Annotated in this window: 21 protein-coding genes and 1 other annotated feature; of the genes, 7 read left to right on the top strand and 14 right to left on the bottom strand. The window is 50.4% G+C overall.

Annotated features, from left to right (window positions below):
• Nucleotides 1–113 precede the first annotated feature (113 nt).
• Nucleotides 114–830 carry a GntR family transcriptional regulator gene (locus NMD08_RS00105; RefSeq protein WP_049000657.1) on the top strand — a complete coding sequence of 239 codons (717 nt, stop codon included), beginning with the start codon at nt 114–116 and terminating at the stop codon, nt 828–830.
• A gap of 2 nt (nt 831–832) precedes the next feature.
• Here NMD08_RS00105 and NMD08_RS00100 read toward each other — a convergent pair whose 3' ends face one another.
• From NMD08_RS00100 to ibpA, 3 genes are all read right to left on the bottom strand, one after another.
• Complete coding sequence (locus NMD08_RS00100; RefSeq protein ID WP_151217125.1) at nt 833–2,494, bottom strand: putative transporter; 1,662 nt, start codon at nt 2,492–2,494, stop codon at nt 833–835.
• Between the two features lie 124 nt (nt 2,495–2,618).
• Nucleotides 2,619–3,047, bottom strand: a complete 429-nt coding sequence (ibpB, locus tag NMD08_RS00095) for a small heat shock chaperone IbpB (RefSeq protein ID WP_187253921.1) — start codon at nt 3,045–3,047, stop codon at nt 2,619–2,621.
• Nucleotides 3,048–3,139: 92 nt separating this feature from the next.
• The gene (ibpA, locus tag NMD08_RS00090; RefSeq protein ID WP_003023882.1) at nt 3,140–3,553 is read right to left on the bottom strand and encodes a small heat shock chaperone IbpA; all 414 of its coding nucleotides are present in this window, start codon (nt 3,551–3,553) and stop codon (nt 3,140–3,142) included.
• Nucleotides 3,547–3,619 (bottom strand) — a sequence feature (ROSE (Repression Of Heat Shock gene Expression) occurs in the 5'-region of heat shock genes and acts as an RNA thermometer to modulate expression.). (Overlaps the previous gene by 7 nt.)
• Before the next feature lie 235 nt (nt 3,620–3,854).
• Between ibpA and NMD08_RS00085 the strand changes: the two genes are divergently transcribed.
• Complete coding sequence (locus tag NMD08_RS00085; RefSeq protein ID WP_370619287.1) at nt 3,855–4,190, top strand: YceK/YidQ family lipoprotein; 336 nt, start codon at nt 3,855–3,857, stop codon at nt 4,188–4,190.
• Nucleotide 4,191: 1 nt separating this feature from the next.
• Here the strand turns inward: NMD08_RS00085 and NMD08_RS00080 are convergent, their stop codons facing one another.
• The gene (locus tag NMD08_RS00080; protein ID WP_252838599.1) at nt 4,192–5,418 is read right to left on the bottom strand and encodes a DUF3748 domain-containing protein; all 1,227 of its coding nucleotides are present in this window, start codon (nt 5,416–5,418) and stop codon (nt 4,192–4,194) included.
• A 99-nt stretch (nt 5,419–5,517) separates the two neighbouring features.
• Here NMD08_RS00080 and cbrA point away from each other — a divergent pair, with 99 nt between their 5' ends.
• A complete protein-coding gene (gene cbrA, locus NMD08_RS00075) occupies nt 5,518–6,624 on the top strand; it encodes a colicin M resistance lipid reductase CbrA (RefSeq protein WP_370619285.1) in 1,107 nt (368 codons plus the stop codon).
• Here the strand turns inward: cbrA and NMD08_RS00070 are convergent.
• The 6 genes from NMD08_RS00070 to yidA all read right to left on the bottom strand — a co-directional run bounded on the left by NMD08_RS00070 (nt 6,621) and on the right by yidA (nt 12,497).
• Complete coding sequence (locus NMD08_RS00070) at nt 6,621–7,958, bottom strand: MFS transporter (protein ID WP_151217132.1); 1,338 nt, start codon at nt 7,956–7,958, stop codon at nt 6,621–6,623. The two genes, cbrA and NMD08_RS00070, sit on opposite strands and share 4 nt — an antisense overlap.
• Before the next feature lie 169 nt (nt 7,959–8,127).
• The gene (dgoD, locus tag NMD08_RS00065; protein WP_151217134.1) at nt 8,128–9,276 is read right to left on the bottom strand and encodes a galactonate dehydratase; all 1,149 of its coding nucleotides are present in this window, start codon (nt 9,274–9,276) and stop codon (nt 8,128–8,130) included.
• Nucleotides 9,273–9,890, bottom strand: a complete 618-nt coding sequence (locus tag NMD08_RS00060) for a 2-dehydro-3-deoxy-6-phosphogalactonate aldolase (RefSeq protein WP_370619283.1) — start codon at nt 9,888–9,890, stop codon at nt 9,273–9,275. The genes dgoD and NMD08_RS00060 overlap by 4 nt, the downstream gene beginning before the upstream one ends.
• Nucleotides 9,874–10,752, bottom strand: a complete 879-nt coding sequence (locus tag NMD08_RS00055; RefSeq protein ID WP_151224036.1) for a 2-dehydro-3-deoxygalactonokinase — start codon at nt 10,750–10,752, stop codon at nt 9,874–9,876. The genes NMD08_RS00060 and NMD08_RS00055 overlap by 17 nt, the downstream gene beginning before the upstream one ends.
• The gene (gene dgoR / locus NMD08_RS00050; RefSeq protein WP_151224037.1) at nt 10,749–11,438 is read right to left on the bottom strand and encodes a D-galactonate utilization transcriptional regulator DgoR; all 690 of its coding nucleotides are present in this window, start codon (nt 11,436–11,438) and stop codon (nt 10,749–10,751) included. Before dgoR ends, NMD08_RS00055 begins: the two co-directional genes overlap by 4 nt.
• A 246-nt stretch (nt 11,439–11,684) precedes the next feature.
• A complete protein-coding gene (yidA, locus tag NMD08_RS00045; protein ID WP_003023871.1) occupies nt 11,685–12,497 on the bottom strand; it encodes a sugar-phosphatase in 813 nt (270 codons plus the stop codon).
• Between the two features lie 579 nt (nt 12,498–13,076).
• Between yidA and NMD08_RS00040 the strand changes: the two genes are divergently transcribed.
• Genes NMD08_RS00040 through NMD08_RS00025 form a run of 4 tightly spaced genes read left to right on the top strand, consistent with a single transcriptional unit; the run spans nt 13,077 to nt 18,247 of the window.
• Nucleotides 13,077–14,333 (top strand): MFS transporter, encoded by a 1,257-nt coding sequence (locus NMD08_RS00040; protein ID WP_187253925.1) that lies wholly within the window; start codon nt 13,077–13,079, stop codon nt 14,331–14,333.
• A 23-nt stretch (nt 14,334–14,356) separates the two neighbouring features.
• On the top strand, nt 14,357–15,055 hold the full coding sequence (locus NMD08_RS00035; protein WP_210904062.1) for an oligogalacturonate-specific porin KdgM family protein: 699 nt from the start codon (nt 14,357–14,359) through the stop codon (nt 15,053–15,055).
• Nucleotides 15,056–15,069: 14 nt separating this feature from the next.
• Nucleotides 15,070–16,293, top strand: a complete 1,224-nt coding sequence (locus tag NMD08_RS00030) for an alginate lyase family protein (RefSeq protein WP_210904061.1) — start codon at nt 15,070–15,072, stop codon at nt 16,291–16,293.
• 10 nt (nt 16,294–16,303) lie between these two features.
• Nucleotides 16,304–18,247 (top strand): heparinase II/III family protein, encoded by a 1,944-nt coding sequence (locus tag NMD08_RS00025; protein ID WP_370619280.1) that lies wholly within the window; start codon nt 16,304–16,306, stop codon nt 18,245–18,247.
• 77 nt (nt 18,248–18,324) lie between these two features.
• Here NMD08_RS00025 and gyrB read toward each other — a convergent pair whose 3' ends face one another.
• From gyrB to dnaA, 4 genes are all read right to left on the bottom strand, one after another.
• Complete coding sequence (gyrB, locus tag NMD08_RS00020; RefSeq protein WP_187253929.1) at nt 18,325–20,739, bottom strand: DNA topoisomerase (ATP-hydrolyzing) subunit B; 2,415 nt, start codon at nt 20,737–20,739, stop codon at nt 18,325–18,327.
• A gap of 28 nt (nt 20,740–20,767) precedes the next feature.
• Complete coding sequence (gene recF, locus NMD08_RS00015; RefSeq protein WP_151224039.1) at nt 20,768–21,841, bottom strand: DNA replication/repair protein RecF; 1,074 nt, start codon at nt 21,839–21,841, stop codon at nt 20,768–20,770.
• 138 nt (nt 21,842–21,979) lie between these two features.
• Complete coding sequence (gene dnaN, locus NMD08_RS00010; RefSeq protein ID WP_005121477.1) at nt 21,980–23,080, bottom strand: DNA polymerase III subunit beta; 1,101 nt, start codon at nt 23,078–23,080, stop codon at nt 21,980–21,982.
• 4 nt (nt 23,081–23,084) lie between these two features.
• Nucleotides 23,085–24,488, bottom strand: coding sequence for a chromosomal replication initiator protein DnaA (gene dnaA, locus NMD08_RS00005; protein WP_003844433.1), 1,404 nt, complete (start codon nt 24,486–24,488; stop codon nt 23,085–23,087).
• Nucleotides 24,489–24,500: the final 12 nt, after the last annotated feature.

Below are 24,500 nucleotides of genomic sequence, written 5' to 3'. Positions count from 1 at the left end.
ATTCGTGATCGCTTTCATGGTTTTAATTTCGACAATGAGGTCTACTTTTCACGTAAAAGTTAGACATCAAAAGGTCTATGGTGCGGTGATTAAAAGAAAAAAGAGGTCTGGTAGTGATCTACAAATCAATTGCGGAACGACTACGAATTCGCCTGAATTCTTCTGATTACAACATCGGTAGCCCGCTACCTGGCGAAAAAAAACTTGCCGAAGAGTTTGCGGTGTCACGAATGACGATCCGTAAAGCAATTGATATGTTAATTGGCTGGGGATTGGTCGTACGCCGTCATGGAAGTGGAACTTATGTAGCACGCAAAGATGTCCATCATGAAACCACCAATCTAACCGGACTGGCGGAAGTGCTGAAGAGACAGGGAAAAGAAGTCACCAGTGAGGTACTGGTTTTTGAAGTGATGCCCGCACCACCGGCAATTGCCAGTCAGCTGCGTATCCAGATTAATGAACGTATCCACTTCTCACGCCGTGTTCGCTATGTGGATGGCAAACCGCTGATGCTTGAAGACAGCTACATGCCGGTAAAATTATTCCGTAATCTGTCACTGGCACATCTGGAAGGGTCAAAATTCGATTACATTGAGAAAGAGTGCGGGATAACAATCAGCGGCAACTATGAAAGTCTGACCCCCGTTCTTGCCGATAAGCAGCTCTCCGCACAGATGAACGTACCTGAACAGACGCCGTTATTACGCATTACCTCGTTGTCATACAGTGATAGCGGGGAATTTCTAAATTATTCAGTCATGTTCAGAAACGCCAGCGAATACCAGGTGGACTACCACTTACGGCGCGTCCACCCGGACCCGTCCTGACGCTAACCCATTCCCCAGAAGATCACCGCCAACAGTTGCGGGGTGATAATCCTCAGGAACATGACCAGCGGATAAACGGTGGCGTAGGAGAGCGCTGCCGCCCCGCTGGTGGCATGCAGGTTGTTAGCAAACGCCAGCGCAGGAGGATCGGTCATTGAGCCGGCCAACATGCCACACAGCGTCAGGTAGTTCATTTTGGTGAGAAGGCGCGCCAGCAGGCCAACGGTAATCAGCGGAATCGCGGTGATAAAAATACCGTAACCCACCCAGCTCAGGCCATCGCCTTGCGTCAGGGTATGAACAAAATCACCGCCTGACTTCAGACCAACCACCGCGAGAAACAGCACGATACCCAACTCTCGCAGCGCGAGGTTAGCGCTGGGAGGCATAAACCAGTACAGCTTACCGATGCTGCCAATACGTCCAAGAATCAAAGCCATAATCAGCGGCCCACCGGCCAGCCCCAGCTTTAACGCCACCGGAAAACCCGGAATGAACAGCGGGATTGACCCCAGCAGAACACCCAGTCCGATACCGATAAATACCGGCAGCATCTGCACCTGCTGCAGTTTTTGCTGCGCGTTACCGACAACATTGGCAACAGCATCAATCGACGAAGGCCGCCCTACCAGATTGAGAATGTCCCCGAATTGCAGGCTGGCATCGCTGCTGGCTACCAGCTCAACCCCCGCACGGTTCAGGCGGGAGATCACCACGTCGTAACGTTCTTTAAAGTGCAGATCCCGGATACGTTTACCCAGCACTTGTTCGTTGGTGACCACCACGCGCTCAACGCGTAAATCAGTCCCGCGCGTCGACAACGATGTGTCCACCTCCTGACCAATCACCACCTGCGCGTTGTGCAGATCGGCTGGCTGCCCGACCAGGTGCAGCAGGTCCCCCATCTGGATAACCGTTCCCGGCGATGGCACCATCAATGTTTCTTCACGTTTCAGTCGCGAGCAGATGATTTTATCGCTGTTCAGGATCGGAACATCCTGAATGGCCATATTGTTGAGGTTCGGGTTTTCCACGCGGATATTCATCGTCTGAATTAGCGCGTGTCCGTTGGTCAGTGTGGACTCATGCTGCCTGGCTTCAGCATCGACGTTAACGCGAAAAATCATGCGCATCAGCCACATGGTGAGCAAAATACCGCAAATACCAAATGGATAAGCCATGGCATAGCTCATCCCCATTTGGTCTACCACATCGCCAGACGTACCCAAATCGCGCAGAATTTGCTGCCCGGCCCCCAACGCCGGGGTATTGGTGACCGCTCCGGAGAATATACCCAGCACCACGGGAAGAGGAATGGCAAAAAGCTTATGCAGAATAGCGGTGACCAGGCCACCCATGATGACAATCAGCACGGCAAACAGATTCAGCCGCAGGCCCGAAACGCGCAATGACGCAAAAAAGCCCGGTCCGACCTGGATACCGATGGTGTAGACGAACAAGATCAGGCCAAATTCCTGAATAAAATGCAGCATATCGCCGCTAAGGGTCATCCCTGCCTGATCGACAAAATGCCCGACAATAATACCGCCGAACAGTACACCTCCGATGCCAAAACCCACACCACGTATTTTTACGTTGCCGATCCATAATCCGACAACCGCCACTAATGCCAGAACGCTGACCGTCAATGCTATATCACTCATTATCCTGTTCCCTGTGAATAACATCATTAAGTAAATGGATTCTCGCAGAGTACAGTCGCAATGTATGGGTGGTAAAGCACAAAAAAGCCCCGTCATTTCTGGCGGGGCAAAGGCATGGAGCTATTTAACTATTTAATGCGGGACGTTCGCTGATAGCGATACGTTGTGGAGCAATGGCTTCAGGTTCATTACGGGTCAAATCGATATGCAGCAAGCCGTTAGTGAAGCTTGCGCCGGAGACCTCCATATTTTCAGCCAGCGTAAAGCTCAGGCTGAACGGCTGAGTGACCAGCCCCTGGTGCAACCATTTAGTCTCTTTTTCTGGCTGCTGCGGCGTCCCTTTCACGGTCAGACGCGTGCCTTCCAGTTGAATATCCAAATCTTCCTGGCGAAAACCGGCTAACGCAAGCGTAATGCGATAGTGGTTATCATCGCTCTTTTCGATGTTATAAGGAGGGAAGCTCTGGTTTTCACCGGTGTTTTGTAAGGCGTTGGCCAGTTTGTCAAAACCGATCCATTGACGCAGCAGTGGGGATAAATCGTAGTTACGCATAATAATCTCCTTCTAAGAAGCGAGTAGGTACATGTCGGCTCCCTGACGGCAAGCCGATGATTTAACAAGGCCGCCCGAAGCGGCCCACAGAATTAGTTGATTTCGATGCGGCGCGGCTTGTTCGCTTCGGGAATTACGCGCTCGAGATCGATATACAGCAGACCATTCACCAGGTTTGCGCCGCGAACATGAATGTTCTCCGCTAACTGGAACTTACGTTCAAAGTTGCGCTCGGCAATGCCCTGATACAGGTAAGTACGTTCTTTTTGATCGTCCGCATGGGCGCCTTTCACCACCAGCAGATTGTCCTGGGCAGTGATTTCCAGTTCGCTTTCAGCAAAACCGGCAACGGCTATCGCAATGCGGTAATGGTTTTCGTCTACCAGCTCAACGTTGTACGGAGGGTAGCCGCCATTGCTCTGGCCCTGGTTGTTTTCCAGCAGGTTAAACAGGCGATCAAAACCAATAGCAGAACGGTACAGTGGGGATAAATCAAAGTTACGCATAATCAATAGCTCCTGAAATCAGCGAGGATAATGGACCTTCCATCATGGACAGGTCAGGTAGCCAGGACACCCATCAGGCATGCCCTTCATTTGCCTACATCCTAAAAGTGGGTCTTAAACCAAACTTTTCAAGCGTATTCATCTGACTTTTTTTGCAGTTTGTTGTCTATTGCATACACTGGGGGGAGCAGTTGTTATCGTTAAATCGCGATAGCCGCCACAGTGCGACGAAATGGTGATGTTATTTTCGCAACGGATCGCTTTAACTCACCATGCAAACACGATAAATACAGATGAATAAATGATGATAAAAAAAATGTTGGTAACACTGACAATGTGCAGCGGGATGGCGTTTGTGAGCGGCTGTTCCAGCATTATGTCGCATACCGGCGGCAAGGAAGGGACGTATCCTGGCACGCGCGCCAGTGCCACAATGATTAGCGAAAGTGATACAAACTGGGGAACCAAGTCGCTGGCGATTCTGGATATGCCGTTTACCGTTGTCCTGGATACGGTATTGCTTCCGTGGGACCTCTTTCGCAAAGATAGCTCGGTGAGATCCCGTGTAGAAAAGAGCGAGGAGAGGACGCAGGCCACAAACGCCGTTATCCCTCCGGCAAAAATACCAGCACCTTAAGTTAACGCCCGGTTTCTGTCACCCACAGTTGGCGGAAACCCTCGACGTCTTCCATCCACGCAACCTGTTGACCATCAGGAGAGAAGACGATCGCATCGCCCGACGGCGGGTTGCCGTGACGCTCCGTTAAAAAATCAATATCTCCCGTCTGAGCATCACAACAAGCGATTCTGTTCTGCAGTACAAATCCCAGCCATTTTCCCGACGGATGCCAGTTGAATGCCGACTGAATATCCGTTTCGCAGCGAGTAAGCTGACGTGGTTCTCCTCCCTGTGGGGAAATCAACCATAGCTGCACTATACCGCCGTCATCACGCATTAAAAACGCAATCTCAGACGCCTGTGGATTACTGCGCACCCAGTGGCGCGGCTGATTCACCAGCCCAGGGAAAGCACGGTTATGGGTAAACGTCAGACGACACTGAACAACGCCAGACGGAGGCGCAGGCATTGTCGCCTCAGAACCCTCCAGCGGTGCCTCGCCCGGCTTTTTCCAGCCGTTTTCATCCCGTGGCAAATCGACGATAAACAGCTCGGGAACCTTCTCGCCATTTGCCGACAAGGTATCACCGATAAATGCCAGCGCATGATCCCCCACCCAGCCTTCTTCATAAGCGCGGTTAATCTCATCACTACCTGGTTTTGGCGTTGGTGTCGTCTGGCTCACCAGCACGCACCAAGAGTTCCCGCTGTATTCACGGGGATGCTGCGCGGATACCTTCACCGGACCATACGGCGCAGCCACACCGACATTGCGTAAATCCAGCGCCGGTGAACGCTCATGCAGCACATGATCGTTATAGGTGAAACTGACAAACTCGCCGTTTGGGCTAAAAACATGCACATGACTACCACCGCGCAGCGCGCCCGGCGTGTAAGGCGCAGTAATATCCATCGCATCCAGATTCTCCACTTCTGCCTGCGTAGCAATCACTCCACGCCGATGATGGAAGTCGTAATGCCATGATTCATCTGGATTTTCAGGTCCATGAATAAATACATACTTTTCCGACTTTGGATGAACGGTCACTACGCCAACATGCGATCCCTGTGTCGCGCGATAAATCACCTCCAGCTCGCCGGTGTGAATATTGATGCGTTCAATCGTCTCTCCGGTAAACGATGCGCCGGAAGGACGTACATCAAAAACCAGCCACTGGCTGTCCGGTGTCCAGGTGTTGATATTGGTAAGCTGATGATTACGCGGCGTAAAGGTGATTTGCTTCATGGAATGCCCTGATACAAGACGATTTCAGCAATCATACTTCACAAGCACTTCACTTTCAGGCTTTAGCGTATCGTCATCTTCATTTTTGCGGACAGAAAGATGGAACATTTTGACGTAGCGATTATCGGATTAGGCCCGGCAGGCGCAGCGCTGGCGCGGCAGTTGAGCGGAAAAATGCGCGTGATCGCGTTGGATAAAAAACGTCAGTGCGGCAATGAAGGTTTCACTAAACCCTGTGGCGGCCTGCTGGCCCCGGATGCCCAGCGTTCGTTTATCCGCGATGGGATAACCTTACCCGTTGATGTCATCGCTAATCCACAGATATTTAGCGTTAAAACGGTTGATGTTGCAGCCTCTTTGACGCGTAACTACCAGCGAAGTTACATAAACATCAACCGCCATGCCTTTGATTTATGGCTTAAATCTCTCATTCCCGACGATGTACAGGTGTATCACGACAGCTTGTGTCGGAAAATCTGGCGCGAGGGCGATAAATGGCATGTTATCTTCCGCGCCGACGGTTGGGAGCAACAGATCACCGCACGTTATCTGGTCGGGGCCGACGGCGCGAATTCACTGGTGCGCCGTCATCTCTACCCCCAGCATCAAATTCGTAAATATGTCGCTATTCAACAATGGTTTGCAGAAAAACATCCTGTGCCGTTCTATTCCTGTATTTTTGATAACGACGCAACCGACTGTTATTCCTGGAGTATCAGCAAAGACGGCTATTTTATCTTTGGCGGCGCCTACCCGATGAAGGACGGCCAGGCACGCTTTGACGCGCTGAAAACGAAGATGGAAGCGTTCCAGTTTCAATTCGGCAACCCGGTGAAAAGCGAAAAATGTACGGTGCTATTCCCCTCACGCTGGAAAGACTTCGTCTGTGGTGAGGAAAACGCATTTTTGATTGGCGAAGCGGCCGGTTTTATCAGCGCCAGCTCGCTGGAGGGGATTAGCTATGCGCTGGACAGCGCGGAGATTCTCAAATCTGTACTACTGCGGGATGCGCCAGATATGAATCTCGCTTACCGCAAAGCTACCCGTAAAATACGTCTCAAACTGTATGGCAAAATCCTTAAAAGCCGGGCAATTACGTCAGCGTTTTCCCGTAAATGGATAATGCGCAGCGGCGTGGCACATATTCCCTTAGGTCTGGAAGAGCAGCCCGCCATAACGTCTGACGGGCTGGTTAAAGAACATTAACCGACGCGCTTCACATCCCCCACCAGCAGGATGTAAGACAACGCGCCAAGCAGCGCAACGGCAGAGATGTAGACCAGCGCAGGCGCAAACCCATAATCCTGCGCAAGGTAACCGACTACCAATGGTACGGTGATTCCGCCCAATCCTCCAACGAAGTTAAACACACCGCCAGTGAGACCAATCAGGCGCATGGGTGCCAGTGAAGAGACCAGCGACCAAGTGATAGAGGCAAAACCATTGCCGAAGAACGCGATGGCCATCAGTGTCATAATCCATACCGGATCGTTGGTGTAGTTCGCCCCCATAATGCAAGTGGAGATCAGTAATCCGCAGATAATCGGCGTTTTACGCGCCATTCCCAGCGAGAAGCCTTTTTTCACCAACTTGTCTGCCAGCCAACCAGAAAGCAGTACGCCAAAGAAAGCCGCCAGGAACGGGACGGTAGTCATAAATCCAGCTTTCAGCGCAGTGATGCCTTTTTCCTGGGTTAAATAGTTGGGGAACCATGTGAGGAAGAACCAGAGCGTGGAGGTCACCGCAAACTGGCCCAGATAGACGCCCACCAGCTTACGGTGGAACACCAGCTTCCAGTCGGCTTTGGTCAGTGGCTGACGCGCCTCTTTCTTCACGGGCGCATCACCATCCACCAGGCCACCACCGTCACGAATATAATCTAGTTCAGCCTGGGTGATACTTTTCGTCAGACGCGGCGGCTGGTAAACCTTAAACCAAATAAGTGACCAAATAATACCGAGCCCACCGGTAACAATGAATACCCAGTGCCAACTCAGCATTTCTTGGATCCAAATCAGCAGCGGTGTAAGAAATGCCAGTCCCACAAACTGTCCTGATGTATAAAAACCTACAGCAGATGCACGTTCATGTTCAGGAAACCAACTGGTCACCATACGGTTATTGGTGGGAAATGCGGGGGCTTCAAAAATGCCGGTTATCGCACGTAGGCCAATTAACGACATTAGTCCGGTTGCAAATCCCTGAAACAGGGTTGCCACCGACCAACCAAAGATGGCAATAAAGTAGGTCAGGCGAGAACCTACACGATCGAGAAACCAACCGCCCGGGATCTGGCATAATGTGTAAAGCCAGGCAAAAGCAGAAAAGACATATCCCATTTCCGCTTTAGTAATACCGAATTCTTCCTGAATATGTGCCGATGCCACGGCGAGATTAGCACGGTCAACATAACAAATAACCACAGTAATAAAGATCATAATTAGCGTCAGATACCGACGACGCCCGGGTTTTGCAGTAGTAACTGAAATATCCATCGCAATCTGTCTCCAGATTTTGGGCATAGCGATACCGCTCACCATGCCCTGTAATTTACAGAGGGTTTATTTAAATTTTTTATTAATAACTCAACTGCAATGCGCTAAATAATTCGTGCTGGGTGAAGGCAGCAAGTTTTCACATCCCCGGGAGCATACGACCAGGGTAAGAAAATACAGCCAACGAACCACCAGTGCGAAGTATAACGCGCATTTACCATTCGGCGACGCTGCCATCCTCATGCCGCCACAACGGATTACGCCAGTCCGGTGCATTTTTGCTGAGCTCAATCACCCGAGCTTCATCAATTTCTACGCCCAGACCCGCTTTCATTAGCGGTTTAAAGAATCCACCTTCCATATTGAAATCTTCTTTGTTTTTCACAAAGTCGAGTAACTCAGCGCCCTTATTGTAGTGAATACCCATGCTTTGCTCCTGGAATACCGCGTTTCGCGAGACGAAGTCAATGTGCAGACAGGCAGCTAACGCAATTGGCCCCAGCGGGCAGTGCGGAGCCAGCGCCACATCGTAAGCTTCCGCCATTCCGGCAATTTTATAGCACTCGGTAATACCACCAGCATGTGACAGGTCGGGTTGTAGAATTGCCAGGCCACCAGCTTCCAGCACGCGTTTAAATTCGAAACGTGAGAACATGCGTTCACCGGCAGCAATAGGAATATGTGTTTGTGCCGCCAGCTTCGGATAATATTCAGCCTGTTCAGCCAGTACCGGCTCTTCAATAAACAGAGGTCGGTATTGTTCCAACTCTTTAATTAATACTTTTGCCATCGGGGCGCTAACACGACCATGGAAATCAAGGCCAAACTCAATTTCATTGCCAAAGGCTTCGCGAATTTGCGCCACTGTATTTACCGCAGCGTCCACGGCTCGCGAATTGTCAATGACGCCCATCTCTTCACAGCCGTTCAGTTTGAAGGTATCAAAACCAATGCTGCGCAACTTCTTAATACCGTCAATCACTTCTGCTGGACGATCTCCACCAACCCAGCTATAGGCTTTGATTTTATCGCGAACCAGCCCCCCCATCAGTTGCCATACAGGTGCGTTCAGCACTTTACCTTTGATATCCCACAGCGCCTGGTCAATACCAGCGATTGCACTCATCATGATAGGACCACCGCGATAAAAACCAGCCCGGTACATCACCTGCCAGAGATCGTTAATACGCGCGGGATCCTGGCCAATCAGATAATCACCAAGCTCGTGAACCGCCGCTTCCACAGTGCGTGCCCGCCCTTCAATGACCGGTTCACCCCAGCCAACAATCCCCTCATCTGTTTCAATCTTTAAAAACATCCAGCGCGGGGGTAAACGGTACGTGGTGATTTTAGTAATTTTCATTTCATTGCCTCTCGATACGCTTTTACAAATGCCACAGCCTGCTGCACGGTACGTTCAACAGACTGCCCGGCGCGATAGAGATCGCTGCCCAGTCCTGCACCTACACAACCTGCATTGATCCATTGATTCAGGTTTTCCGGCGTCACACCGCCAACGGCAAACACAGTAACATCTGGCGGAAGTACCGCTTTCAGCGCTTTGATATAGTCAGGGCCAAAAGCGGATGAAGGGAATATTTTTAGCGCCTGCGCGCCAGCATCCAGCGCAGTAAAGGCTTCACTAGCGGTCGCACAACCAGGACAAACTGTCATGCCATAGCCCACCGCTCGACGGATCACCTCGGGTTGAATATTGGGCGTGACGATAAGCTTACAGCCCATTTGTGCAAGCTGGTCAACTTGCTCCGGTTTGAGCACGGTTCCAGCGCCAATTAGAGCCTTGTCGCCATACGCATCCACAATTGCCGGAATGCTCTTTTCCCACTGTGGGGAATTAAGCGGGATCTCTACCGCATCGAAACCCGCGTCAATGACCGCACCGACGTGCGCCAGCGCTTCATCGGGCGTTACACCACGTAATATTGCAATTAGCGGAAGATTAGTTTGCCACTGCATGAGCGATACTCCTTATGCCTGCCTGAAATGCCGCGTCGCCGGATACTGCAGATACCTCACGTCCAATGGCGTGAAATGCCTGCTGATAACGTGAGGTCAGGGCTGAACCTGCGACGAGAGTAATAGCCTGCCCGGCAGCGAATTGTTCGCTCATACTGGCGACTTCTGCGCCAATCAGCAGGCCGGAGAGAAATTCGCTAACCTGCTCTCGCGGGAGTGTTCCCAGTACATGCGAGGCACGAACTTCAAAGAGTTGCGGCAAAACGGCTGGCGTGGCGAGACCGCGCATCAGTCCCGCAGAGAATGCACCGGCCGAGGCTTCCTGCTCCGGCAATCCCGCCCCCAACAGTGAATGGCGCAGCAGCAAATGATGTAACTCACCGGTCATCACGGTACGGAAATCATGAATTTGCTGTGCATCCGCCAGAACCCATTTGCAATGAGTACCCGGCATGACATAGACAGGAGAGGGTGAAAGTGTACGGGCGCCCAATAGCTGGGTCTCTTCGCCGCGTATCACATTGTGGTTATCCTCACGAGAAACGCAAAGTCCGGGAATAATCCAGATATTGTCGCCAACAGAGGTTAACTGCTCGCCAATGGCAGAGAATTGGGCGGGAACGGCCAGATAAGGAGCCTCTTTCCAACCCACGTTACTGCCTACCATTCCCGCCATCACCACAGGGGTGGCGCTGTTGCGCCAGTTTTGTGTAACCTCAGCTAACACCGCTGCGGGAGATTTACCGTTCAGACGCGTAACGCCTGCTTCTGATTGCCTGCTCTCCAGGCATTTGTCGCCCTGGTAAAGCCAGGCGCGCAAATTGGTTGATCCCCAGTCAATTGCGATGTAGCGAGCTGTCATGTGATGTCCTTGAGCCTTCGTGTTGAGCTGGCGATCATAGTTAAAGCCGCCTGCTCTGCCGCATTGCTATCCTGGTGCCGTATCGCATCGAATAGCGCCTTATGTTCCTGGAGTGTCTTCGGCATGTTGGCCTCATCCCCCATCCAGGTTCGTTCAAAAACCGCGCGTTGTAGCGAACTAATCGCTATGCTAAGTTGTTGTAAAACAGGGTTATGTACCGACTGTAAAACCGCCTCGTGATAGCGAATATCAGCTTCATTAAAAGCATCCCTGTCCTGGTTGTTGGCAATCATGTCATTAAGCGCCGACTCGATTTCAGCCAGATCGCTCGAGTTCGCCCGCTCCGCTGCCCAGCGAGCAATCGCCGGTTCCACCAGATTACGAACTTCACTCATCGCGCTAATCAGACGCGGGTCATAGTCGTTTTCCAGCACCCATTGCAGTACATCTGTATCGAGGTAATTCCACTGGTTTCGTGGTGCAACAAACGCCCCGCGGTAGCGTTTCATTTCAATGAGCCTCTTCGCCATAAGCGAACGGAACACTTCACGAATGATGTTGCGCGAGGTTTCAAATTCCTCGCATAAATCCGCTTCCGCCGGTAGTGCCGACCCCGGTACGTATTTGCCACTGATAATCTGTTTGCCCAGGGTGATAACAATGCGATCGGTCTTGTTGAGAGTCATGGATAGTCCTTGTGCTCTGAATGTTCTGCTCTACTTTACCGTCACCGCTGAAATTCACCTCAATTTTGTAGTACGACCATGATATCTATCATCGTTGTCACACGACTAATGTAGTACAAACAATAAATGTTGTACTACAATTTAGATCACAAAAACTACAAATGGTAAAAAGAATGTTATCTGGACGGTAAAAAGAGACATAAAAAAACCCGCGCTTAGCACGGGTTGTAACCTGACGAAGCGGACTTAATTCAGCGCAAACTTCTCAATGGCATACGCGACGCCATCTTCGAGGTTAGATTTGGTCACGAAGTTGGCGATTTCTTTGACTGATGGAATAGCGTTGTCCATGGCAACGCCCACACCTGCGTATTCAATCATCGCGATGTCGTTTTCCTGATCGCCAATAGCCATCACCTCTTCGGCTTTAATTCCTAACGCGTCGGCCAGCGATTTTACGCCAGTACCTTTATTGACGCGTTTATCGAGAATTTCGAGGAAATACGGCGCACTTTTCAGTACGGTGTACTTCTCTTTAACTTCTGCTGGGATGCGCGAGATGGCTTTATCGAGGATCTCCGGTTCGTCAATCATCATCACTTTCAGGAACTGGGTTGCGGGATCCATTTTCTCGGCTTCACAGAACACCAGCGGGATGGTCGCGACAAACGATTCATGCACCGTGTAGTAGCTGATATCGCGATTAGCGGTATACAGCGTGTTGCGATCGAGAGCGTGGAAATGCGAGCCGACTTCCCGGGAAAGTTGCTCCAGATAGCGATAATCGTCATAGCTTAGCGCAGTTTGCGCTACGGTACTGCCATCCCCGGCTTTCTGCACCAGCGCTCCATTGTAGGTAATGCAGTAGTCACCGGGCTGTTCCATATGTAGTTCTTTCAGATAGCTGTGGACGCCGGCATAGGGGCGCCCCGTGGTCAGCACCACATTTACGCCACGCGCTCGCGCTGCGGCAATCGCCGTTTTGACCGCAGGTGAAATGGTGTGATCGGGCAGCAGAAGTGTGCCATCCATGTCGATAGCAATAAGTTTGATAGCCATGAGTTCCCCGGATTAAATGAGTCCATCCTCATGCTAACGCGATTCCGCTCAAAAAACAGCTACGAAAAGGGGCTGAATAACGACAAAGCAATCCTCATTACCGTTTACGCACACGCGTTAACCGACAAAGTTAATCATTAACATTGTGTATGATTATTAAAATTAAATCGACAATAGATATTAAATCACAAACTCCGCCAACTTCCAGACAATAGACACGTTAACATTTTATTTTAAATAAAACGGTATCAGTAGATAAACCATCACAAACTTCAATATTAAAAATCTATTATTTAATGTTTTTTATTCACAATAATTATGCATATTCCATTGCTTTCACATAATAATTATTTTTCCTTTCAGGAGTCATGAATAACACGATGAAAAACAAGGAAAAAACAACATATCACATTCATTTTTTTATACACAAAATATTTTGTGTATTTCTTTGCTTCATGTAAGTGTGAATTTCCTCACGGAAATTAATATCATTTTTGAGTCTTATGCATACAAAACAGCGTTTCATTTTTATAGATTCACTGTTTCTTAAAATCATTAACTGTATACATGAGACCAACAATGAAAATTAAGAATTTGCGATGGTATATCATCGTCCTTGTGATGCTGGGCACCATTACCAACTATCTCGCAAGAAGCACCCTCGGGGTAGCTGCTCCTGAGATGATGAAAACATTAGGGCTGTCGAGCGAGCAGTATTCCTGGATTGTCTCTGTCTTCCCCTTCACTTATGCGATTGGCGGCATCGCATGCGGCTTTATTATCGATAAATTCGGTTTGCGATTAAGTTTTGCTCTACTGGCGGCCCTGTGGTCAATCTTCAATATGCTCACAGGCCTATGTAGCACCTGGTTGCCAATGGCATGGCTGCGCGGTGGTTTAGGGTTAACGGAGGCCGCCTTTAACCCGGCGGGTATGAAAGTTACCGCCGAGTGGTTTCCAGCAAAGGAAAGAGGATTAGCCTGTGGCGTTTATAGTCTGGGAACCTCCGTCGGTGCGATGCTGGCGCCGCCGTTAGTCGTGTGGGCGATCGTTAATTACAACTGGGAAATGTCATTTGTCGTTACTGGTGCAATAGGAATTGTATGGGCGGTAATCTGGTACATTTTCTATCGCTCACCAGAACAACATCCTGCACTGATCAAAGCGGAACATGATGCAGTCCTTGCCGACCAAATCGAAGTGGTAAAAGAAAAAGCGACGCTTCGTTCTATTATCACTAACCGCAATTTATGGGCTATCTCATTACCCCGCTTTATGGCCGATCCTGCATGGGGAACGCTGCATTACTGGATGCCGCTGTATCTTGTCACCGTTCGCCATATGGATATGGCACATATCGCAATGTTCGCCTGGCTCCCCTTTCTGACGGCTGATTTCGGCTGTATCTTTGCGGGTTATCTGTCTCGCATACTGGTTAATCGAGGTTTCTGTGTACTGAATGCAAAACGGATCACCTTCACGTTCGCCTCTATTTTGATGTTATCGATGGCAGCCGTTGGCTTTGTTACCGATGTTTATATTGCGATTGCCCTATTCTGTGTTGCGGGCTTCGCCCACCAGTGCCTGTCTATCACGGTCATCAGTATGTCTTCCGATCTGTTTCCTAAACAGGAAGTAGGGACTGCAACAGGCTTTGCCGCATTTACCGGTAGTATGGGTAATTTCTTATTTGGTTTGTTCCTCGGCGCCATGGTTACTGTTATCGGTTATAACGCCTTTTTCGTAGGATTGGGCGTTTTCGATTTAATCGGCGCACTTTTCCTGTGGACCCTAATAAAAACACCTAAAAAAACCACACAAGCCATCACGGCATAAATTATCGGCAAGGAAAACTTTTTATGAAAAAAACAGCTTTATTGCTGGCGGCTTGCTGCTGCCCTATCGTCGGCCACGCCATGACATTTGATATGCGTGGCGGCTATAAAGAGGCCAGCCATAGTTACGAGTCTCGCTTTAAAATGAGCCAAAGTTTTAAATCCGGTTACTGGCTGAGTATGGAAACCGATAATAAGCAAGGTAACGATAACCTCGATCAATCCACGATCAGTTACAATGAAATTGAAGGGAACTATAAATATAAACTAAGCCCAATGGTGGCAATACAGCCGGGGATAGTTTATCACTGGAGCACCGATGGCGCACAAGTTCGCCCTTACGTCAAAATAATCTGGAATATGACTGATACGGTCTACTCTGGAGTTCGTTTTCGTTATGACTGGAATCAGTATGACTCAAAAGATCTTTCGGGTACTCAGGATAAAGGAAGCGTTGAACGACTGGATTTATATCTCGGCTGGCAGAATGAATACTTTAGTATTCAGGATAACCCCGTGTTCTATCGCTATGTGAATGATTTCCATTATAACAATGGCAAGAAAAGTGCCTATGAAAATGATCTGGTCATTAAATATAAACTCAACAAAACATTTCAACCTTATGTTGAGTGGGATTATATGGAGCAACAAGGAAAATATAATAGCGAGTCAGGATTAACAGAAAACCGCTTCCGCATCGGATTAACCATCAACTTCGAATAAACAGGCTAAAAAAGATGAAATGTAAAATACATTTTCTGGCATTAATTGTCAGCGGGGTTTTCTGTTCACAAAATACTATCCTGGCCGCTCAACATGACCCTTGCCTGACTTATGATTGTGAACAAATGTTGAGCATCAAGCAAAGCATTAGTCAACACGATGTCCAATACACACCAGCCTGGCAAGCACTGTTGCAACAGGCTGACATGGCGCTCACTCATTCCGTGTATTCGGTCATGGACAAAACCTTAACGCCGGTTTCTGGAAATAAACATGACTACTACAGCTTTGGTCCCTACTGGTGGCCAAATCCTGATAGTAAAAATGGCATGCCCTATATCCGTAAAGATGGACAAATAAACCCGGATTCTAAAACGAACGGTACCGACAGTAAGCGCATGGTGCAATTCTCCGATGATGTTCGGGCGCTGGCGCTGGCGTGGTTTTACAGTGGCGAGGATAAATATGCGAAAAAAGCGCAGCAATTGTTACAGGCCTGGTTTCTCGACAGTAAAACCCGAATGAACCCTAACTTAAACTATGCACAGGCGATCCCCGGAAAAGTCGACGGACGTGGAATTGGGATTATCGATACCCGCGTTTTGATCGATGTGGCTGACAGCATTGTTTTGCTGGAAAACTCGGGTCATATCCCCTCGCAGGCGCTGAAAGGGTATAAAAAATGGTATGCAGACTATACACAATGGTTGTTAACGAGTCACAACGGCTTTGAAGAGTCGAACTGGTATAACAATCACGGCGCATGGTATGACGCGCAGGTTACAGCATTTTCTCTGTTTACCGATCAACAGCAGCAAGCATCACGGCAGGTGGAAATTTTCAAATTGCGCCACCTGATTTCTCAGGTAAACGCTGCCGGGGAAATCACATCTGAAACCGAGCGCACACGCTCGTTCCATTACACTAATTTTGCACTATCCGCTTATGCACACATGGGACGCTATGGCGAGAAAGCGCAAAATGATGTCTGGGGTTTCGAATTGGATAACCGCACGATGAAAAAAGCCTTTTTGCTGATAAGCGAACAAACCGGCAAGCCGCAGACAGCCTGGGGGCATGAAGATATCCGCTATACGCCTTCTGAAGCAACAGGACCATTACTCGCGGCTGCAAGAGCGTATCAGGATATGAGCTTCATTAAAAATGCAGCCATTATGACAAAGGAAAACCCTAAGGATATCAATATCCTGATCCCAGGATCGGTGCTGGTGAAATAACGAGGATGATATGAAGCAGTTTACACAAAAGCAAGTACTGCAGGCCCGTGAACTCGCCAGGCCAGAGATGATAAACGCGCTGATAGCAAGCAACAGCGATGTTATCAATAATCCGGTTCTGGTTCCTGAAACGGGGTGCGCGACCTGGAACCACTACTTTTTTTGCCCGGAGCACAGCGTACGTTTAATGTGGGATCGCCATTCGCCAGAAGTGCATCGCTGCCCCGTGGATGGTACAACATTTTCCGGTGAGCCTTATGATGGCGCATGGTGGCGCTGGCTTAATGGCTTAAATGCAAAAGCGTGTTATGAACTGGCGGTACTGTGGTTGCTGACCGATGAGGCCCGTTATCTCAGCAAAGTGCGGGATATTCTGATGCTTTACGCCAGATATTATCCGGATTATCAGGAGCACGGCAGAATTCCCTACAATGGCCCCGGAAAAGCAAATGCACAGACATTATGCGAGGCCAACTGCCATTCCGATTTTGCCAGAGGCTTCGACATTATCCGCAATAAACTCACCGCAGAGGAAGACCTGTATATCGCTGAACGTCTCTTACGTGCGGGAGCAGATTTCCTGATGCAACATCGCTGTAATCAGATCCACAACCATGAAGTCAAAATCAGCGCTGCAATCGGCATTATTGGGGCTGTGCTAGATGATAAAACGTATCTCGAATTTGCGGTTAACAGCCAGTACGGGCTTCGATACCAGTTAGAACATGCCTTAATGCCTGACGGTTTGTGGTTTGAAGGTTCTCTGCATTACCATTTTTACGCGCTGCAGGGATTTTTCGCCTATGAAAAAGTCGCCCGTGGTTCGGACTACAGTTTGCTGGAAACCGCCTGGTATCCAAAAATGTTGAGCGTACCACTGACGCAGTTAATGCCAGATATGACGCTGCCGAAAATTAACGACTGTGTGAACGGCCAGGAAAAACTGACGCATAGCGATATTTATGAGTTTGCCTGGTGGTATTACGACACACCAGAATATGGACAGCTATTAAAACAGATTTACAGCCAGCACCCTCGAAACAGTATTGATGCAGTATTTTACGGGAAAACGCTCCCTTCACAGGCTCTTTTACCACCACAGGAGACGCTGCATACAGCAGAAAGCGGTCTGACGATTATCCGGAATAAACCTGGGCGTGCTATTTGTGTCAAACACACACCTTATGGCGGCGAGCACGATCACTATGATCGACTGGGGTTAACCGTGTTTAATAATGGCCGGGCAATTTTTCCGGACCTTGGTACCACAGGCTACGGCGCACCGCTGCATTACGGTTACTTTAAGAACTCTTTTTCACATAACACACTCTGTATTAATGGGAAAAACCAGGCACCGGCAAATCCCAGCGTGGTGCTATACCGTGAAGAAAATGGCACGGTACAACTGGTTACCGAAGTCGAGTGGCAAAGTATGCCAATGCTCCCTGACAGTAAAACCCGCGTCGAATGGGATGCAGAGGCCTACAAAGACGTGGTTTTTCGTCGAAACATCACCACAAGTAGCGACTTATTAATTGATATTATTACAGTTGATAACCCGCACAATCAGGAGATTAATACCAGTTACCTGATTAATGCTGAACCGCTCTGCACCAGGCACACCGTCACGCTCTTCCCGCACATTATGGCTGTTGATGCCGTTAATCTGGATACCCCCGTAAAATTGCGCTGGCAGTCGCCGGATAAGTTCACGGTTTATTGCTTATCGGCAGGTAATAGCGTGCTCTTCCACGGCAAAGGGCCAAACAATCCCTCAATATCAGAGCTGACGTATCTCACGATGCGTTCAACAGAAAAGCGGGTCATTCATATCACTGTCACCGACTTTTCAGGAGATGATGATATCCAAATAAATATTGAAAATGAGAACCTTATCGTTACGGTGAATAATATAGTCGCTCACTGCATTCCTTTTGGCCGGCAGATTATCTAATCACCTTCAGACAGACCATAAAAAAACGCCTGAACAAATTCAGGCGTTTTCGTCAGGATCGTAATGTTCAAAACGACTTAGATATCGATATTCGCCGCTTTCAGGGCATTCTCTTCGATAAACGCGCGACGCGGTTCAACGGCATCGCCCATCAGCGTGGTGAATAGCTGGTCAGCGGCAATCGCATCTTTCACGGTAACGCGCAGCATGCGACGACTTTCCGGATCCATGGTAGTTTCCCACAGCTGTTCCGGATTCATCTCGCCCAGACCTTTATAACGCTGGATAGCGAGGCCGCGACGTGATTCTTTCTGCAACCATTCCAACGCCTGCTCGAAGCTGGCAACCGGCTGACGGCGCTCGCCACGTTCGATAAACGCATCGTCTTCGATAAGACCGCGCAGCTTCTCGCCGAGCGTACAAATACGACGATATTCGCCACCGGTCACAAATTCATGCTCCAGCGGATAATCGGTATCAACGCCGTGGGTACGCACGCGGATCACCGGCTCGAACAGGTTCAGTTCAGCGTCTTTACGCACAAAGCTGTTCCAGGTGCTGCCGTGAACTTCGTTTTCATTCAGCACGTTAACCAGCTGGGACACCCAGGTAGTGACTTTCGCTTCATCAGCGAGATCGGCTTCAGCCAGCGTCGGTTGATAAACCAGTTCTTTCAACAGCGCTTTCGGGAAACGACGTTCCATACGGCCAATCATTTTCTGGGTCGCGTTGTATTCAGAAACCAGTTTTTCCAGTGCATCACCCGCCAGCGCCGGAGCGTGGGCATTGGTGTGCAGCGTGGCACCATCAAGGGCGATAGAGATCTGGTACTGATCCATCGCTTCATCGTCTTTGATGTACTGTTCCTGCTTGCCTTTCTTCACTTTGTACAGCGGTGGCTGTGCAATGTAAACGTGGCCGCGCTCAACGATTTCCGGCATCTGACGATAGAAGAAGGTCAACAGCAGCGTACGGATGTGCGAACCATCGACGTCCGCATCGGTCATGATGATGATGCTGTGATAACGCAGTTTGTCCGGGTTGTACTCGTCGCGACCGATGCCGCAACCCAGCGCGGTGATCAGCGTCGCCACTTCCTGAGAAGAGAGCATCTTGTCGAAGCGCGCCTTCTCAACGTTAAGAATTTTACCCTTAAGCGGCAGAATCGCCTGGTTCTTACGGTTACGCCCCTGCTTCGCAGAGCCGCCCGCTGAGTCCCCTTCCACCAGGTACAGTTCAGAGTGAGCCGGGTCGCGTTCCTGACAGTCCGCCAGCTTGCCCGGCAGACCCGCTAAGTCCAGCGCACCTTTACGGCGGGTCATTTCACGCGCGCGACGAGCAGCTTCACGAGCACGCGCAGCATCAATGATTTTGCCGACGACGATTTTCGCGTCAGACGGGTTTTCCAGCAGGTATTCGCTCAGCAGTTCGTTCATCTGCTGTTCTACCGCCGATTTCACCTCAGAAGAGACCAGCTTGTCTTTGGTCTGAGAGGAGAATTTCGGATCCGGCACCTTCACGGAAACAACGGCAATCAGGCCTTCACGGGCATCGTCACCGGTGGCACTGACTTTGGCTTTTTTGCTGTAGCCTTCTTTGTCCATGTAGGCGTTCAGGGTACGGGTCATCGCCGCACGGAAACCTGCAAGGTGAGTACCGCCGTCACGCTGCGGAATGTTGTTGGTGAAGCAGTAGATGTTTTCCTGGAAACCATCGTTCCACTGCAGCGCAACTTCAACGCCGATACCGTCTTTTTCAGTGGAGAAGTAGAAGATATTCGGATGGATCGGCGTTTTGTTTTTGTTGAGGTATTCAACAAACGCCTTGATGCCGCCTTCGTAGTGGAAATGGTCTTCTTTGCCGTCGCGCTTGTCGCGCAGACGAATAGACACGCCGGAGTTCAGGAATGACAGCTCGCGCAGACGCTTAGCCAGAATGTCGTATTCGAACTCAACGACGTTGGTAAAGGTTTCGTGGCTTGGCCAGAAACGTACCTGAGTCCCCGTCACTTCGGTTTCGCCAGTGACCGCCAGCGGCGCCTGCGGCACACCGTGCATGTAAGTTTGCTGATGCACTTTGCCTTCACGACGAATCACCAGCTCCAGTTTCTGCGACAGGGCGTTAACGACGGAAACACCTACGCCGTGCAGACCACCGGAAACTTTATAGGAGTTATCATCAAATTTACCGCCTGCGTGCAGAACGGTCATGATAACCTCCGCCGCCGAAACGCCCTCTTCCGGGTGAATACCGGTTGGGATACCACGGCCATCATCGGTAACGGACACGGAGTTATCAGCGTGAATCGTTACCACGATATCTTTACAGTGACCCGCGAGCGCTTCGTCGATAGCGTTATCTACCACCTCGAATACCATGTGGTGCAGACCGGTGCCGTCATCCGTGTCGCCGATATACATACCCGGGCGCTTACGCACCGCATCCAGTCCTTTCAGGACTTTGATACTGGAGGAGTCATAAGAATTCGACATCAACGTTTCTCGCTCATTTTATCTTGGGTTAATCCGTTATTTTACCCTTTTCCACGGTAAACATCTTCGAATTTTCATCGGACATGTCTATAACGTGTTCAGCGCTGATTGCGCTGACAAAGACTTGAGATTGCGTAGCTTTTAAGCGGCTGGCCAGCAGCCCACGACGCGCATCATCCAGTTCAGAGGCAAAATCATCTATCAGGTACAGGCAGCGCCGTCCGCTTTCGCGGGTCAGGAACTCCCCTTGCGCCAGACGTAAGGCGCACATCAGCAGCTTGAGCTGCCCACGCGACAACGTGTCTTCCACCGGCGCGCCGTCGGCACGAATGCGAAAATCCGCCTTATGCGGACCGTGCGCGGTGTAGGTCAACATGCGATCGCGTTCAAAACTGCGTTCCAGCACTTCGGCGTAATCTGTCTCTTTCTCCCAGCCGCGCTGGAATGAGAAGGAGAGAGAGAACTCGGGAAGAAACTGCTGGCAGGTATCCGCCATATCTTGCGCGATACCGGCGCTGTACTCCGCGCGCCAGGCGCTGATTTGTTCCGCCAACGGGATCAGTTCTTTATCCCACGGGCGCAGTTGCTCATAACGACTTACCTGGCGCAGTGCCGCATTGCGCTGCTTGAGCAGCCGCTTCAGATTGCTCCAGGCAGTGAAAAAGCCGGCTTCATTGTGAAAGCATCCCCAGTCAAGGAATGCTCTTCTGTATTTGGGGCCGCCATTGAGTAAAGTAAACCCTTCAGGCGTTATCAGTTGCATCGGCATCAGGTGCGCCAGCTCGGCGACCTTGTGCCCGTCAGTGCCGTCAATGCGCACTTTGCTGTCGCCCAGTTTGTCTTTCGTCAGACCAATCGACGTCTCACGCTCATCACCCTGCAAACGCCCGTGTAAAACAAACGATTCTTGTTCGTGGCGAATCACGCGGCCAATTTGCAAACTACGAAACGCCCGGCCGTGGCCGAGCGTATAGATAGCTTCCAGCACGCTGGTTTTGCCGCTGCCGTTAGCGCCTACCAGGAAGTTAAAGCCGGGAGATAAAGCGAGATCCGCATTTTCAATATTGCGGAAATCTTTAATCAGGAGTCGGGATAGCGACATATCAACTCATAACCAGGGCGTTATCGTCGCAGTTAGTCTGGTTACGGCCAGCGCACAGCAACCGGAGCGTACTGAAGTACGTGAGGATTGCGAGCACTGCCCGGAGCCAGAATAACAAGTAAGATAGCCCGATATTCTTTACAAGCGCATAGGCATGACGACATAGGCTGCAGATTGTGACGCTGCATCTTCAATCTGTACGCTCGATACGGAATCGGTCAGCAGAATACGCACATTCTCGCACTTCAGCGCGTTCAGAACGTCCAGCACGTAGCTAACGTTAAACCCGATTTCCAGTTCAGTACCCGGATAGGAGACATCCAGAATTTCTTCGGCTTCTTCCTGCTCCGGGTTATTAGCGGTGATTTTCAGCTGGTTTTCGCTGACATACAGACGCACGCCGCGGAATTTCTCGTTAGAGAGGATCGCCGCACGAGCAAACGCCTGCTTGAGGATATCGCAACCGGCTTCCAGATGTTTGTCCGGATTCTTCGGCAGTACGCGGCGATAATCCGGGAAACGACCGTCAACCAGCTTGGAGGTAAAAATGAAATCCCCTACGTGCGCACGAATGTTGTTGCTGCCAATCTGGACGCGCAGCGGGTTGTCGCCGCCGTCAAGCATACGCATCAGCTCAATCACGCCTTTACGCGGTACGATCACCGAATGGCTGGGCAACGGCTGACCGACAGGCATTGAACAGACTGCCAGGCGGTGACCGTCGGTCGCCACGGTACGCAGCTCTTCCCCTTCGGTTTCAAACAACATACCGTTTAAGTAATACCGCACGTCCTGATGCGCCATTGAGAACTGCGTGGCTTCAATCAGACGCTTCATCGTCGCCTGTGGCAGCGTGAATTCGACTTCGCTCTGCCAGTCGTCCAGATTAGGGAAGTCGGCGGCAGGCAGCGTGGACAGCGAGAAACGGCTGCGGCCAGAACGCACCAGCATACGATCGCCTTCCAGTTGAACGGCAATTTCCGCGCCTTCCGGCAACCCGCGGCAAATATCGAAGAATTTACGCGCCGGAACGGTGGTTGCACCAGGCTCATGAGGCTGGATCAGCGCCACGCGCGCCACCATCTCCATTTCGAGATCGGTACCGGTCAGAGAAAGCGCGCCGTCAGCAACCTGCAGCAGCAAGTTTCCGAGGATCGGCAGTGTAGGACGTCCACCCAGCGGGCCGCTGACCTGCTGAAGCGGTTTTAATAAATGTTCACGTTCAACGGTAAATTTCATAGCGTCACGAAGATAATGTTCTGATTAAATTGGAGAAATCTTCTTTAATATCATGGCTTTCTTCACGCAACTGCTCAATCTTACGGCAGGCATGAAGCACGGTAGTATGGTCGCGCCCACCAAACGCATCGCCAATTTCCGGCAGACTGTGGTTAGTGAGCTCTTTTGCCAGCGCCATCGCCATCTGGCGCGGACGAGCTACCGAGCGAGATCGACGCTTAGAAAGCAGATCCGCAATTTTGATTTTGTAATACTCCGCCACCGTCTTTTGAATATTGTCGATGGTGACCAGCTTTTCCTGCAAAGCCAGCAGATCGCGCAGCGCTTCACGCACGAAATCGATAGTAATCGCCCGGCCAGTAAAGTTAGCGTTGGCGATCACGCGGTTCAGTGCGCCTTCCAGTTCACGCACGTTAGAGCGTAGACGCTTGGCGATAAAGAATGCCACTTCACCCGGCAGACGAATGTCGTTTTCGTCTGCCTTTTTCATCAGGATCGCGACGCGTGTTTCCAGTTCAGGCGGTTCGATCGCGACAGTCAGTCCCCAGCCGAAGCGGGATTTCAGACGATCTTCAACGCCATTGATCTCCTTCGGATAGCGATCCGAGGTCAGGATGATCTGCTGATTACCTTCCAGCAAGGCGTTGAAGGTGTGGAAAAACTCTTCCTGCGATCGTTCTTTATTGGCAAAGAATTGGATATCGTCAATCAGCAGCGCGTCAACGGAACGGTAGTAGCGTTTAAACTCTTCGATCGCATTGTTTTGCAGGGCTTTAACCATGTCCTGCACAAAACGCTCGGAGTGCATATACACCACTTTGGCGTTTGGCTTACGCGCCATAATGCCGTTACCGACAGCGTGCAACAGGTGAGTTTTACCCAGACCCGTACCGCCATAAAGGAATAACGGATTGTAGGCGCCGCCTGGATTGTCCGCCACCTGACGTGCCGCCGCGCGCGCCAGTTGGTTAGATTTACCTTCAACGAAGTTATCAAACGTGTGTTTGACGTTGACGTTAGAACGATAGGTAGGTTCAGCCGGAGCCGGGACGTTATCCCAGCCAGAACGCGCTGCCGGAGCGGCACGTTGCGGTTGCACTTGCTGGGTCACGTGGGCGGGCGCCACAACGTTGTTGACCGGCGTTTTCAGCGTTTGCGTGACGGGTTTAGTACCGACTTCAAAGCGCAGCTGTGGGGCATCCGCTCCGCAGAAATTATTGAGTAATCCATTAATATTATTGAGGTATTTATCCCTTACCCAATCGAGCACGAAACGGTTTGGCGCATACAAAGCCAGCGTGTTATCGCTCAATTCCGCCTGCAACGGGCGTATCCACATACTGAATTCTGTGGCTGGTAACTCATCCTGCAATCGGGCAAGACACTGCTGCCAAAGCGAAAGTGACACGGCGGACTCCAC

It is taken from the genome of Citrobacter meridianamericanus, from assembly GCF_041320245.1.
Taxonomy (GTDB): domain Bacteria; phylum Pseudomonadota; class Gammaproteobacteria; order Enterobacterales; family Enterobacteriaceae; genus Citrobacter; species Citrobacter meridianamericanus.
This window is presented reverse-complemented; position numbering and strand designations above follow the sequence as displayed.